This is a genomic window from Glacieibacterium arshaanense (genome assembly GCF_004681125.1).
Taxonomy (GTDB): Bacteria; Pseudomonadota; Alphaproteobacteria; order Sphingomonadales; family Sphingomonadaceae; genus Polymorphobacter_A; species Polymorphobacter_A arshaanense.
This window is the reverse complement of sequence record NZ_SIHO01000002.1, coordinates 131,790-146,107: the sequence shown is the minus strand read 5'-3', so window position 1 is coordinate 146,107 and position 14,318 is coordinate 131,790. Positions and strand designations below refer to the sequence as shown.

The window sequence follows — 14,318 nt, the reverse complement described above, 5'->3', positions numbered from 1 at the left end:
TGGTCGACCGGGCAGCGCAGCGGGTGCCGCGCGCGGGCTTACTTGATCTTGGCTTCCTTGAAATCGACGTGCTTACGCACGACGGGATCGTACTTGCGGAAGCTCAGCTTCTCGGTCTGCGTGCGCGGGTTCTTCTTGGTGACATAGAAGAAGCCGGTGTCAGCGCTGCTGACGAGGCGGATCTTGATGGTAGTCGGCTTGGCCATGACGGTCCCTTGAACTCGAATCGATTGGAGCGCTCAGGTACGGGCCTTCGCGACAGACCGCGCTCTCTGGCGAAAGCGCCGCCGAAAGTCAAGTTGCGCGCCTAAATTTCGGGTGCAGGCCTCAGGCCTGCCCGCCGGAGGCCCTTCATCTACCGCGTCTTACACCCTTGGGGATCCGACTCTGCCCCGCACGCCGCCCCATCTTGACGCGGTCGCGGCGCATTGCGCGCGAGGCGCCGTCGTCGCCTTCGGGCAACGGAAGTTCGAAGCGCAATGATCCGGTGATGGCATTGGCTTCGACGAGTTTGAGGTCGAGGCGCTGGCCGGGCACGAAGCGCATCCCCGATTCGATGCCTTCCAGGGTGTGCGTGCCTTCATCGAATACGAAGCGTTCGTCGCCGAGTGTCGAGACCGGCACCAGCCCGTCGCCGCCGATGCCAACGACAGTGGCGAAGAAGCCGAAGCGCTGGACGCCGGTGATGCGTGCCGCGACGGTTTCGCCGAGCCGCGTGTTCAGATAGGCGGCGACGTAGCGGTCGGTGGTGTCGCGCTCGGCCTCCATGGCGCGGCGCTCGGTCATCGAGATGTGTTCGGCGGTGCGGCCGATGACCTTGGCGGCCTCGTCGCTCAAGCCGCCGTCGCCGAGCTTGTAGGCCCGCACCAGCGCGCGGTGGACGACAAGGTCGGCGTAGCGGCGGATCGGCGAGGTGAAATGGCCGTAGCTGCCGAGCGCCAGCCCGAAATGGCCTTTGTTTTCGGGCGAGTAATAGGCTTGGGTCTGCGTGCGCAGCACCTGCTCGCTGATCTGCTGCGCGCTTTCGGTACCTTTGACGGCGGTCAGGATGCCGTTGAAGGTGCGCGGCTGCATGACCTGGCCGAGCGCGAACGACAGGCCGAAGGTTTCGAGATAGTCCTTGAGCGCCACGAGCTTCTCGCGGCCCGGGGTTTCATGGACGCGGTACATGCAGACGGTTTTCTTGGCTTCGAGCGCCAGTGCGGCGGCAACGTTCGCGGCAATCATGAAGTCTTCGATGAGCCGGTGCGCGTCGAGCTGCTCGCGCAGGACGATCGCGACAATCTTGCCGGTCTCGTCGAGCTCGACCCGGCGTTCGGGCAAGTCGAGATCGAGCGGCGCACGGGCGGCGCGGGCCTTGGCGAGCGCGCCCCAGGCGCCCCATAGTGGCTTCAACACGTCGGCCCAGGTTCCGGTGCCGGCATCGTGCGTGGCTTGCGCCTCTTCATAGGCGATGTTGGCAACGCAGCGGATGGTGGCGCGGGTGAAGCGGTGCGCCAGTAGCTTGCCGTCGGGCGCGAAGGTTAGATGGCAGGCGAGCACGGCGCGGTCGGCGTTTTCGACCAGCGAGCAGGCGTCCGCCGACAGGACTTCGGGCAGCATCGGCACGACGCGGTCGGGGAAATACACCGAATTGCCGCGCTCGCGCGCCGACTTGTCGAGCGCGGTGCCGGGGCGAACGTAGTAGGACACGTCGGCAATCGCGACGATGGCTTTCCAACCGCCGGCGTTGGCGGCGTCATCGTCCGGCGCGGCCCAGACGGCATCGTCATGGTCGCGCGCGTCGGCGGGGTCGATGGTCAGGAACGGCAATGCGCGCAGGTCCTCGCGCTTGCCGAGCTCCTGCTTTGCCACCGCCTCGGCCTCGGCAATTGCTTCGTCGGGGAAACGCTGCGGGATGCCCTTGGCGTGGATGGCAATCATTGAGAAACTACGCGGCGCAAACGGATCGCCGAGGATTTCGACCACGCGCGCATGCTGGCGCGGCGGGCGGCCCGACGGCTCGGCAAGCACCAGGTCACCGACCTGCGCGCCACCGGCATCGAGCACCGCAAGGTCGCTGCGCGCGCGCTTGTCGACCGGCACCAGGCGGATGCCGCCGGCCTCGCGGCGCAGGATGCCAAGTACGAATTCGTCGGTTTTCGCCAGCGTCTTCATCGGGAAGGCGCGGTAGCCGCTGCCGGCTTCCTCGATGCGCGCCAGCACGCGGTCGTTGACGCCGAGCGCCGCATGGCGCGCGCCCTTCGCCGGCCGCCGCTCGCTGATCCGCACGCGTGGCGGCGGTGTCGGCTGGCTCCAATTGTCGGGCACGCCGACAGCGCCGTCGTCGCCCGCCTCAATCACCCGCAACACCGCTACCTTGGGCAAACCGCCACCCTTATGCACCGTCCGCCCGGCGCCGACCTCAAGCTGCCCGGCATCGGCCATGTCCTTGAGCAACGCCTTCAACGCGATCTTGTCGGCACCGTGCAGCCCGAAAGCTTTGGCAATATCGCGCTTGCCCACCGCCGACGGCGTGCGCGCGATGAAATCGAGCACCTGGTCGGGTGTCGGCAGGCCGGTAGAGTGGGTTTTGCGATGCATGCCGCGTTATGCGCGATTACGGGCACGACGAACAGGGCCTCCGGCGGGCAGGCCTGAGGCCTGCACCCATTTTGGAATCGGGTGCAGGGGCAAGCCCCTGCCCGCCGGAGGCCTATCGCGCCATCAACGCGGCAATTTCTTTGACCAGCTTTGCCGCGACGATTGCGGTCACCCCGTTCACATCGCGGTCGGGGTTGTATTCGACGACATCGGCGCCGACGACCGGCACGTCGATGCCCTGCAAAATGTCGAGCAATTCGCGCACCGACAGCCCGCCGGGTTCATGGTGCGACACGCCGGGTGCAAACGCCGGATCGAGCCCGTCGAGGTCGATTGAAATGTACAGCGGCCCGTCGAGGCGCGGGACCGCCGATACGCTGAAATCGCGCATCGGGACGACTTCCACGCCGAAGCGCGCTGCCTGCGCGCGCTGGTGGGCGTTCGCGGTGCGGATGCCGACTTGCACCAGCCGCTTGGCGTGACCGGCCTCCATGATGCGGGCGAACGGCGACGCATGGCTGCGCGGATTGGCTTCGAAATCGTCGTAGAGGTCGGGGTGCGCGTCGATATGCAGGATGGTCAGCGGGCCGTGCACCGCCGCCAGCGCGGCCACGACCGGAAAGGTCACCGCATGGTCGCCACCGAGCAGCAGCGGCACGCACCCGCGTACGGTCGCGGCGGTGACGGCGGCGGCGATGGCCGCGTCATCGGCGGCGTTATCGGCGATGCGGTTTGCGAGCGGCAGGTCACCGCCGTCGTCGATGACGATCTCGCGACCCAGTTCGAAGCCGTTTTCGGCGGCACTGTTGCCGTGCGGCGAAAACAGCGCGGCGCGGATTGCCGCCGGTGCCGCAGCGGCGCCGCGCAGGAAGCTGCTGTTGGCGTCGCTCGGCAGGCCGATCAGCGCGATCCGGCTCATGCGGCGGGCTTGGCGGCTTTCTTGGCCGGGGCCTTTTTCTTCGCGGCGGGCTTCTTAGCGGCGGGTTTCTTGACCGCGGACTTTTTGGCCACCTTGCGCTTGCCCTTCGACGGGCCGGCGGCCGCGCGTGCGTCGATCAGCGCGGCGGCTTCGTCGAGCGTCAGCGCCATGCCGTCGCTGCCCTTGGGCACATTGGCGTTGGTGGTGCCGTCGGTGATGTACGGCCCGAAGCGCCCCGACATCAGCTTGATGGCCGCGCCCGACACCGGATGTGCGCCGAGTTCGAGCAGCGCAGACGGGGCGTTGCGCGCGCGGCCAGGGTTGGCGGCAGCTTCGGCGAGCTTGACGACGGCGGCGTTCATGCCGGTCTCGAACACTTCGACGGTCGAGGCCAGCCGCGCATATTTACCCGCGTGCGCCAGATACGGCCCGTAGCGGCCGATGCTAGCGGTAATCTTGTCGCCGGTTTCGGGGTGCAGGCCGATTTCGCGCGGCAGCGACAGCAGCTTGAGCGCCATTTCGATATCGTCAGGGCCGGCGACGCTGACGTCCTTGGGGATCGAGGCGCGCGGCGGCTTGGGGTCGCCCTTGGCGCCGTCTTCGCCGCGCTGCAGATAGGCGCCAAAGCGTCCCGACCGCAGCGTGATCTTTTCGCCGGTCACCGGATCAATGCCGATGTCGACGGGGCCGCTGGTGGCCCCGTTGGCGTCGGCATTTTCGCCGAACTGGCGCGTGTAGCGACATTCGGGATAGTTCGAGCAGCTGATGAACGCGCCGAACTTGCCCGTGCGCATCGACAGCCGGCCGGTGCCGCACGTCGGGCAGACGCGCGGGTCGCTGCCGTCGGCCTTCGGCGGGAACAGGAACGGCGCGAGGAATTCGTCGAGCGCCACCGTCACGTCGGACGGGCGCAGCTCGAGGATTTCCTTGGTCTTGGGCTCAAAGTCCTTCCAGAATTCGGCGAGCACGGTCTTGTAGGCGAGGCTGCCCGCCGACACATCGTCGAGCCGCGTTTCGAGGTCGGCGGTGAAGTCATAGCTGACGTATTTTTCGAAGAAGCGTTCGAGAAACGCTGTGACCAGCCGGCCCTTTTCCTCGGCATAGAAGCGGTTCTTTTCGATGCGGACGTAAGCGCGGTCGCGCAGCGTCTGCAAAATCGACGCATAGGTTGACGGTCGGCCGATGCCGAGTTCTTCGAGGCGCTTGACCAGCGAGGCTTCGGAAAAGCGCGGTGGCGGCTCGGTGAAATGCTGGTCGGCGGTGGCCTCCTTGACTTGCGCCGTCTCGCCCTGCGTCAGGCGCGGCAGGCGGCGGCTGTCATCTTCGGCTTCGTCACCCTTGCGGACATCTTCGACTGTCTCGGTATAAACCGCGAGGAAGCCGGGGCTGAGCACGACCTGGCCGGTGGCGCGCAGCTGCGTCTTGCCGTCGGCGGCGGCGAGATCGACCGCGGTGCGTTCCAGTCGCGCGCTGGCCATCTGGCTGGCGATGGTGCGCTTCCAGATCAGTTCGTACAGCTTGCCGTTGTCGCCACTGCCGTGGTGCGCCTTGGCGAGATCGGTCGGGCGGATCGCCTCATGCGCTTCCTGCGCGTTCTTCGCCTTGGTGGTGTAGATGCGCGGCTTTTCGGGCAGCACGTCGGGGCCGGCGCCGAAGGTCTTGGCGATCATGTCGCGCGCGGCGGCAATCGCCTCGCCCGCCATCTGGACGCCGTCGGTCCGCATATAGGTGATGGCGCCCTCTTCGTAGAGCGCTTGGGCCACGCGCATCGTGTGGCTGGCGGTGAAGCCGAGCTTGCGTGAGGCTTCCTGCTGCAACGTCGACGTGGTGAACGGCGGGAACGGGTTGCGCGTCGCCGGCTTGGTCTCGACGGCGCTGATTTTGTAGACGCCAGCCTGCACATCGGCCTGCGCGCGGCGGGCGTCCTGCTCGTTCGACAGATCGAACTGCGTCAGCTTCCTGCCGTTCCAGAACGACAGCCGTGCGCTGAACGGGCTGCCACCGGCCGAGACCATATCGGCTTCGACGGTCCAGTATTCGCGGTTGATGAACGATTCGATTTCGCGCTCGCGGTCGACAACCAGCCGCAGCGCTACCGATTGCACGCGTCCCGCCGACTTGGCGCCGGGCAGCTTGCGCCACAGCACCGGCGACAGGTTGAAGCCGACGAGATAGTCGAGCGCGCGGCGCGCCAGATAGGCATCGACCAGATCCATGTCGATGTCGCGGGGCTTTTCCATCGCCGCGAGGATCGCCGACTTGGTAATCTCGTTGAAGGTGACGCGCGTTGCCCCGCCCTTGGGCACAGCTTTCTTGCCCTTGAGCCATTCGAGCAGATGCCACGAAATCGCCTCGCCCTCGCGATCCGGATCGGTGGCGAGGATAACGCGGTCGGCGTGCTTGAGTTCGTCGGCAATGGCCTTGAGCTGGCGCGCCTTGTCACCGTACAGCTCCCACTTCATCGCGAAATCATCGTTGGTGTCAACCGAGCCGTCCTTGGCCGGCAAATCGCGGACATGGCCGTAGCTCGCCAGAACCGTGTAGTTCGAGCCGAGGTATTTGTTGATCGTTTTGGCCTTCGCCGGCGATTCGACGATCACGACATCCATGTACGCACTCCGGGCCAGTCCAAGCGCGGGGGCCCTACGCGCTTTATATAGGACGTGGCAAGGGGTGGTGCGCAAGCCGCAACGGCTGCAACGGTCCGCAGCAGCCGGTCAGGCGTCGAAGCCTGCCCCCAGGCTGGCGTTGACCAGCCCGCCATCGACGGTGATGGTTTCGCCGATAACATAGTCGCCAGCGCGGCTGGCGAGGTAGATCGCGGCGCCGGCCATGTCCTCGTCGACGCCGATGCGTCGGGCCGGGATGCCCTTGGCGATGGTATCGCCATGATCGCGCGCCGCACGGTTCATTTCGCTGGCGAACGCGCCCGGCGCGATCGAGGTAACGTTGATGCAGTCGCGCACCAGCCGCGCGGCCATGCGCTTGGTCAGATAGATCAGCGCCGATTTCGACGCGTGATAGCTATAGGTTTCGCCCGGATTGAGGCGCTGGCCGTCGATCGAGGTGATGTTGATGATCTTGGCCGGCTGCGCGCGCGTGCCCGACGCCTTCAACGCGGCGTGCAGCGCCTGCATCAGGAAGAACGGCGACTTGACGTTGAGGTCCATCACCTTGTCCCAGCCGCTTTCGGGGAACTCCTCGAACGGTGCGCCCCAGGCGGCACCGGCGTTATTGACCAGAATGTCGAGCCTGGGTTCATGTTCGGCAAACTGTGCGGCGAGCGCGCGGCAGCCCTCCACCTTCGATACATCCTGCGGCAACGCAATGCAGTTCGGGCCAAGCTCGGCGGCGGTGGCTTCGCACGCCTCCGGCTTGCGCGACGAGATATAGACCTTGGCCCCCTGCGCGATGAAGCCTTCGGCGATCATCTTGCCGATGCCGCGACTGCCGCCGGTGACCAGCGCAACGCGGCCGTCGAGGCGAAACAGGCTGGTCGTATCCATTACAATTCCCGTGCAAAGTTGGTCGACGCGGCTCCCGCGCTGCTTGCATCTTGCCGACATTCAAGGATGAACGCCACAGGCAAGCGGGCAAAGGCGTTGAACCAGATCGTGCGCAGCTAATCGTGATCGCCTGCGAGATGGAAGTTGGGGGGGGCAGTCTCGGTGCGTGCCCAGCGCGCACGGCTAGCGCCGGGAAGAAACGACCTGATTTGCTTCATTTTTGCAATCATTCCTGGACGCTAACGGTCGGGGGAATGGTGCCCCAAACGAGACAAAACTGGGCACTGTAATCATTGGGAGATTACCATCCCCTACCCCAGCTCCTCGCCTCTTCAGGTTATCGCCGCGTAAGTCGACGCAACTAGTTGTGTCGGCCCAATGACCGCATCGCGCCCCATTCCGGTCGTTCGACGGTGATCGCACCATGCCCGAAAGCAGTCATTGTCTCAGCCGCCGCGAACGCCGTCGATTAGCCTTAGGCTGCGGCGCAGGCTGAGTGGCGGGTGGCCGTAGCTGCGGATGAAGGCACGGCGCATGCGGTTGCGGTCGGCAAAGCCGGCATCGCGCGCAATGGTGTCGAGCGGGTGGCGCCCGTCCTTGATCAGGATGCGCGCAGCTTCGATGCGCAATTGCTCGACGGCCTTGGCCGGTGACTGGCCGGTCTCGTCGCGGAAGAGGCGGCTGAACTGGCGCGGGCTCAGGCTGGCGGCAGCGGCGAGTTCATCGACCGATAGCGGGTTTGCCAGATTTTCCTTGGCGTAGATCAGCGCGCGACGGACCCGGTCGGAGCGTGGCTCGAGTTCGAGCAAGGTCGAAAACTGCGATTGGCCGCCGGGCCGGCGATGATAGACCACCAGGCGCCGCGCGACGTTGCGCGCGACCTCGCTGCCATGATCCTCTTCGATCAAGGCGAGCGCGAGATCGATCCCCGCCGTCATGCCCGCCGATGTCCAGATCTTGCCATCGACGATGAAGATCTTGTCGGCATCGACGCGCACGCGCGGGAAGCGATCCTGCAGCGTGCGCGCATGGCCCCAGTGCGTCGTTGCCGCGCGGCCGTCGAGCAGTCCAGCCGCAGCGAGCGCGAAGGCGCCGGTGCAAATGCCGGCAATACGACGCGCCTCGACGCCCGCCCGCACGAGATAGTCGCGCAGCGCCGCGCTGGTCGGCCTTGGTCGCAATTGACCGATAAGCACCAGCGTATCGGGCATGTCACCAAGCGGCGCCGTCTCGATCGCCAACCCGATTGACGCCCGGACCAACCCGGGATTTTCGGACATCACCGTGACGCGATAGGCCTCGCGGTGCAGCACCGCATTGGCGAATTCGAACGCCGACAGCGTTGCCAGTCCCATGACCTGGAAATCGTCTTCGACAATCAGCCCGATGGCTTGCATGGCGACCCTCCCTTCGGCGTTCGTCTGCCGCTTGGCTGCAATGATGTCTCAAAATGACGTTTATACGTCATTTGCGCCATTGGCCAGTGCCGCTAGCGATACTCCACGCAAGTCGAGATCAGCCGCAACAAGGAACCGCATCATGCCACTCTGGAAAATCTATCATCCGGTCGACGCATTCACGGCCGACGACAAGCAGGCGATCGCCCGCGCGCTGACCGCGGTTTATGGGCGTGTCATGCCCAAATTCTACGTCGGCGTGGTGTTCCAGGCAGTCGAGGCGGACAATTTCTACATCGGCGGCGAGCCGCATCCGCGCTTTGTCCGCATCTGGGTCGATCATATCGCGCGCAGCTTCGCATCGGACGACCGCAAGACGCGGTTTTTCGAACATATCAACACCGTGCTGGCGCCGTGGATTGCCGACCGCGGATACGATTGGGAGATGCACGTCGACGAGACGCCGTTCGAGCTGTGGACGATCCAGGGGTACTTCCCGCCACGCGAAGGCACCGAAGACGAAAAGCGCTGGATGGCGGAAAACCGCGCATCACCGCGCACGCACCCCTGAGCCACAAAGCCACAGGAGTTTCGCATGTCATCGATCATTCCCGGCCGCGCGGTAGTAACCGGTGCATCGTCTGGTATCGGCGCCGTCTATGCCGACCGGCTTGCAACACGCGGCCATGCACTGCTGATTGTTGCGCGGCGCGGTGACCGGCTCGACGCACTCGCGGCACGGTTGCGCGCGCAATATGGTGCGGACGTCACGACGCTTGTCGCCGACCTCGAAACCTCCGCCGGGTTGGCCGAAGTCGAGGCCGCAGTCGGCAATGGCCAGCTGTCGATTCTGGTCAACAACGCCGGCGCCGGTGGGCTGGGGTCACTGGCGGCGGTCAGCGCCGACGCGCTCGAGCGCACGATCAAGCTCAACATTGTCGCGCTGACTCGGCTTTCGCATGCGGCGCTGGCGCGATTCCGCGAGCAGGGCGCGGGGACGCTGGTCAACATCGCTTCGGTGATGGCACTGGCACCCTCGCCATCGGGCGCGGTCTATAGCGGTTCGAAGGCCTATGTGCTCAATTTCACCCGGTCGCTGGCGTTTGAATATGCCGACACTGCGGTGCGCGTTCAGGCGGTGATGCCCGGGCCGATCCGGACCGAGTTCTTCACGTCGCAGGGCCTCAGCGACTCGATATTTCCTGACAGTAGTTTCATCAGCGCCGATCAGCTCGTTGACGCGGCACTTGCCGGGCTTGATGCCGGTGAAACGGTGACGATACCAAGTCTCGAAAATCTCGCGACCTGGGATACGATCGAAACCGCGCGCAAGGCGTTCATGGCGGAAATCGGTTCGGGTGCGGTGGCCTCACGGTACCGCGTCGGGTAACTTCGTCGGCGGCCCCGACAGCGCCCGCTCGACCCATGAACGGACAGGACAGCTCGATGACAACTGCGCGAATGACCGGCATCATCGATGGGCCGATCATGCCGACGCTCGCCCGGCTCACCGTTCCGGTGCTGGTGGTGATTGCGGCGCAGACCTTTGTCTCTATCCTTGAAGCCTATTGGGTCAGCAGGCTGGGGACAGCCGCCATTGCAGGGGTGGCTGTGGTGCTGCCGCTGTTCATCCTGATGGGTACGATGAGCAACGGCGGTATTGGCGGCGGGGTCTCGTCGGCCGTTTCGCGAGCGCTCGGCGCGGGGCGGCGTGACGATGCCAACGCCTTGCTGACCCATGCGGTCGTGATCGCGCTGGCGTTCGGTATGCTGTTTGCCGTCACCGCTTTTGCTGCCGGCCCGCGACTTTACGCCGGCATTGGCGCCGAAGGCGCTTCGCTCACCTATGCCCTCACTTTTTCGGCTTGGGTGTTCGGCGGCGCGCCGTTGATCTGGGTGGTCAACTTGATGGCGGCGGCGATGCGCGGCGCCGGCGAGGTGCGCTTGCCGGCCAAGGTCAGCCTCGCCGGGGCCGTAATCCTCGTGCCGCTGTCGCCGCTTTTGATCCTGGGTGCCGGGCCGGTCCCCGGCCTTGGTCTTGCCGGCGCCGGGATTGCGACGTTGCTCTATTACGGTGCGGCCTTTGGCGTCTATTGCCGGTACCTGGTTGGTGGTCGTGGCGTTCTGGTACTGCGCCGGACGCGGCTTGAGCGTCATGGCTTTGCCGCCATCATGCAAGTTGGCGGTATTTCCGCCATCGGCACGCTGCTCACCAGCCTGACTGCGGTGGGATTGACCGGTGTCGTCGGCAAGGCCGGGCCGGATGCGCTCGCCGGCTACGGCATCGCCTCGCGGATTGATTCGCTGCTGGTGCCGCTGATGTTCGGGCTTGGTAGCGGTGTGGTGACGATGGTCGCCGCTGCGTCGGGCGCCGGCCATGACGAGCGTGCCGGACAGGTCATACGATTGGCGGCCGGGATTGCTTTTGCCGTCACCACCCTGTTGGGCCTGACGCTCGCCTTCGCGCCCGACGCCTGGATTACGCTCTTCACCGATGAACCAGCGCCGTTGGCCTGGGGCCGGGACTATCTGCAGGTCAACGGACCATTTTATGGTTTTGCCGGCGCCGGGCTGATTTTCTACTTTGCAGCCCAAGGGCGCGGTCAGATGCGCGCGGCATTTCTGGCCGCATTAATGCGCCTGTTGATCACCGCCGGCGGCGCCTATGCCATTGTCACTGCCGGGTTCGATCTGGCAGCCGCGTTCTGGGCTGTGGCGGCTGGGTCCATCGTCTTTGCGATCGTTAACGGCATTGGGCTTGCTCGGACATTCAGGCAAACAGGTAGCTGAGGCGCGCGTGAGCCTGCGTGTGCGCCCTGCCCTGGCAGCAAAGCGATGAAAGCTCCCGAAGACTGGCGGCAGCGCGCTGGCTTCGGCGTCGCCAACAACGCGCCATTCTGCATCTAGGTCGCTGCCGGAAGCGGCTTGAACACTTTAGCCGCACGCCCACATCCTGCCGCTCGATTGGTGTTGTTCAAGCAACCTCACCCGCGACGGCGCAGAGCCGATACGAGGAGGCTGAAGGCTGGCGGCAGCTGGCGCCGGTCCGGATAGTAGAGGTGATAACCGGCGAACGGTGGGCACCAATCTTCAAGGACGCGCACCAATTGGCCACTCGACAGATAGGCGGCGGCCTGATCCTCCATGACACAGGCCAGCCCGACACCTTCGGCCGCTGCGGTCAGGATCATCCGGACGTCATTGAGGATCAATGGTCCATCTACGCGCACGTTGAGGTCGCGGCCGTTGTGTCCGAACTCCCACGCGTAAAGCCCCCCCTGGGTCGGCAAGCGAATGTTGATGCAGCGATGGTTGGTCAGATCCTGCGGCGTTCGCGGTTGGCCATGCGTCGCGAAATAGGACGGCGCGCCGACCACTGCCATGCGTAATTCGCCGCCGATCGGCACGGCAATCATATCCTTGGCAATCTGTTCACCCAGGCGCACCCCGGCATCGAAGCGATCACCGATGATGTCGGTCAGGTGGCCATCGACCGAGATTTCGACTTTCACATCGGGATAGTCCTCGAGCAACCGCCGGACATTCGGCCAGAGGATCGTCTCGGCGGCATGGCGGCTCGAGGTGATGCGCACCGTTCCCGATGGACGCTCCCGCAACGCGCTCAATGCCGATAACCTGGCATCGATGTCATCGAACGCCGGGCGGAGCGTCTGGACGAGCTGTTCGCCTGCATCCGTCGGCGCGACGTTGCGGGTATTTCGGGTGAGTAACTTCACTCCCATGCCGGCTTCGAGGCGACGCACGATTTGGCTTATCGCGGACTGCGATGTCCCGAGCTTGGCTGCTGCACGCGTAAAACTCCGCGCCTCGGCCACCGCGAGGAAGACCGCCAAATCGCCGAGTTCCTCGCGTCGCATTAATAAGCTACTAGTATAACCTTATGCAAAACTTAGCGCCTAATGACTGAAAGGGCCACCTGCTAAATCTCCTCCCGTCAGCAGAGCAAGGTCGCAACGACCACTGCGAGTGTGGAGAACCAGAATGTCAAAAGACGTGATTGTCGTCATCGGCGCAGGCGGCATCGGAAATGCAATCGCCCGGCGGCAGGGCTTCGGCAGAACTGTACTGCTCGCCGATATCAACGACGCCACCCTGCAGTCGGTCGCCACCGACATGCGGGCCGCCAGCTACACCGTCGAGACGCAGCTCGTCGACGTGTCGTCACGGGCTTCAGTTCGCGCACTGGCCGACGCAGCCGCGGCGCTCGGCACTGTCATGCAAGTGATCAACACCGCCGGGCTATCACCCAACATGGCGCCGCCGGAGAAGGTGCTCGAAGTCGATTTATACGGATCGGCCGTCGTGTTCGAGGAGTTCGAACGCGTGATCGCACCGGGCGGTGCGGGCCTTATCGTCTCGAGCATGGCCGGTCACATGATGCGCCCGTTGCCGAAGGAACAGGAAGCGGCATTGGCGCACCTTCCCGCTGATGAGTTGCTGGCGCTGCCCTTCATCAAGGAGGTGCCCAATTCGATGGTCGGCTACATGATCGCAAAGCGTGCCAATCATCTGCGCGTGCAGGCGGCGGCGATAAGCTGGGGCGCGCGTGGCGCCCGCGTCAATTCGATCAGCCCGGGAATCGTCATGACGCCACTGGCACAGCTCGAGCTGAACTCGCCGATCGGCAATGGCTACCGCGCCATGATCGCTGCATCGCCATCGCAACGCATGGCGCCGCCCGAAGAGATTGCCGTGGTGGCCGCTTTCCTGCTCGGCCCTGAAGCGGGCTTCATAACCGGCAGCGACTTGCTGATCGACGGCGGCGTGATCGCGGCGATGCGCGCGGGCAAACTGCCTACTCCCGCATGAGTCAATGTCGTCGCAGCCTTGTCGAACCAACCACCTCCGAAGATTTTGATGAAAACTCGCGAACTCAGCGTGCGCACCGTCTCCGCCCTAGGTCTGTGTACAATGAGCTTCGCATCGATCTACCGCAATTGTCCTGACAGGGCAGAGGAGATCCGCATCATTCGCGGCGCGCGGTGGGCTGGATACAGCATGTCAGCGACGCCGATTACGGCGCGGGAGAGGCGCAGCAATGACCAAGGTTATCGTCGTTATCGGTGCCGGATCAATCGGCCCGGCCATCGCCCGGCGGGTAGGCTCGGGCAAGCATGTCCTGCTCGCCGACATCAGCCACAATGCAGCTGACGCAGATGCCAAGGTGCTTGAAAATGCCGGCTTCGCGGTCAGCACGGCGACCGTGGACATATCCTTGCGGCGTTCGGTCGAGGCCTTGGTCGAGACCGCCACCCGCATCGGTACCGTGACCGGCGTTATTCACGCAGCGGGTTTGTCACCTTCGCAGGCTGCGCCGGCGACGATCCTCCGTGTCGATCTCTATGGCACCGCACTGGTCCTCGAATTGTTCGGCAACGTCATTTCCGATGGCGGATCTGGCGTCGTCATCGCATCGCAGTCGGGTCATCGTCTGCCGGCGTTGACACCGGAACAGAACAAGGCGTTGGCCACGACGCCGACGGAGGACCTGCTGGCGTTACCGATGCTGGCCCCCGACAAGGTAACTGATCCGCTCAACGCCTATCAGATATCCAAGCGCGGCAATGCGCTGCGGGTCATGGCCGAGGCGCTTCGCTGGGGAAAGCGCGGTGCGCGGCTCAATGCCATCAGTCCGGGTATAATCATCACGCCGCTTGCCAACGACGAGCTGTCGGGGCCGCGCGGCGACGGATACAGGCGAATGCTGCAGCTTTCACCGGCAGGCCGCGCGGGCACGCCGGACGAGGTCGGCACGGTCGGCGCGCTGTTGATGAGTGACGACGGCGCCTTCATTACCGGCAGCGATTTTCTGATGGATGGCGGCGTCACCGCTTCATTCTTTTTCGGCGAGCTTGCACCGAAATGATCGAGCCGCCATCCGTCGTAGGATGC

At 64.8% G+C, this 14,318-nt stretch carries 12 protein-coding genes; 5 read left to right on the top strand and 7 right to left on the bottom strand.

Annotation, left to right across the window (positions count from 1 at the left end; genetic code table 11):
* Window positions 1–38: 38 nt before the first annotated feature.
* From rpmG to EUV02_RS06860, 6 genes are all read right to left on the bottom strand, one after another.
* Window positions 39–206, bottom strand: coding sequence for a 50S ribosomal protein L33 (gene rpmG, locus EUV02_RS06885; protein ID WP_135245521.1), 168 nt, complete (start codon window positions 204–206; stop codon window positions 39–41).
* A gap of 145 nt (window positions 207–351) precedes the next feature.
* The gene (locus EUV02_RS06880) at window positions 352–2,583 is read right to left on the bottom strand and encodes a ribonuclease R family protein (RefSeq protein WP_135245520.1); all 2,232 of its coding nucleotides are present in this window, start codon (window positions 2,581–2,583) and stop codon (window positions 352–354) included.
* Between the two features lie 112 nt (window positions 2,584–2,695).
* Window positions 2,696–3,502, bottom strand: a complete 807-nt coding sequence (locus tag EUV02_RS06875; RefSeq protein WP_135245519.1) for an arginase family protein — start codon at window positions 3,500–3,502, stop codon at window positions 2,696–2,698.
* A complete protein-coding gene (gene topA, locus EUV02_RS06870) occupies window positions 3,499–6,111 on the bottom strand; it encodes a type I DNA topoisomerase (RefSeq protein ID WP_135245518.1) in 2,613 nt (870 codons plus the stop codon). The genes EUV02_RS06875 and topA overlap by 4 nt, the downstream gene beginning before the upstream one ends.
* 108 nt (window positions 6,112–6,219) lie before the next feature.
* Window positions 6,220–7,008, bottom strand: a complete 789-nt coding sequence (locus EUV02_RS06865; RefSeq protein WP_135245517.1) for an SDR family oxidoreductase — start codon at window positions 7,006–7,008, stop codon at window positions 6,220–6,222.
* 446 nt (window positions 7,009–7,454) lie between these two features.
* A complete protein-coding gene (locus EUV02_RS06860; protein ID WP_135245516.1) occupies window positions 7,455–8,405 on the bottom strand; it encodes a GlxA family transcriptional regulator in 951 nt (316 codons plus the stop codon).
* 142 nt (window positions 8,406–8,547) lie between these two features.
* Here EUV02_RS06860 and EUV02_RS06855 point away from each other — a divergent pair, with 142 nt between their 5' ends.
* Genes EUV02_RS06855 through EUV02_RS06845 form a run of 3 tightly spaced genes read left to right on the top strand, consistent with a single transcriptional unit; the run spans window position 8,548 to window position 11,195 of the window.
* On the top strand, window positions 8,548–8,976 hold the full coding sequence (locus EUV02_RS06855) for a tautomerase family protein (RefSeq protein WP_135245515.1): 429 nt from the start codon (window positions 8,548–8,550) through the stop codon (window positions 8,974–8,976).
* 24 nt (window positions 8,977–9,000) lie between these two features.
* Entirely contained in the window at window positions 9,001–9,795 is a 795-nt protein-coding gene (locus tag EUV02_RS06850; RefSeq protein WP_135245514.1) for an SDR family NAD(P)-dependent oxidoreductase, read from the top strand.
* Window positions 9,796–9,851: 56 nt separating this feature from the next.
* Complete coding sequence (locus EUV02_RS06845; protein ID WP_166430546.1) at window positions 9,852–11,195, top strand: MATE family efflux transporter; 1,344 nt, start codon at window positions 9,852–9,854, stop codon at window positions 11,193–11,195.
* Between the two features lie 194 nt (window positions 11,196–11,389).
* On the opposite strand, the gene EUV02_RS06840 is transcribed toward EUV02_RS06845, so the two are convergent.
* Window positions 11,390–12,283, bottom strand: coding sequence for a LysR family transcriptional regulator (locus EUV02_RS06840; RefSeq protein ID WP_135245512.1), 894 nt, complete (start codon window positions 12,281–12,283; stop codon window positions 11,390–11,392).
* Between the two features lie 124 nt (window positions 12,284–12,407).
* Between EUV02_RS06840 and EUV02_RS06835 the strand changes: the two genes are divergently transcribed.
* On the top strand, window positions 12,408–13,235 hold the full coding sequence (locus tag EUV02_RS06835; protein ID WP_135245511.1) for an SDR family oxidoreductase: 828 nt from the start codon (window positions 12,408–12,410) through the stop codon (window positions 13,233–13,235).
* Between the two features lie 229 nt (window positions 13,236–13,464).
* Window positions 13,465–14,292, top strand: coding sequence for an SDR family oxidoreductase (locus EUV02_RS06830; RefSeq protein WP_135245510.1), 828 nt, complete (start codon window positions 13,465–13,467; stop codon window positions 14,290–14,292).
* Window positions 14,293–14,318 lie beyond the last annotated feature (26 nt).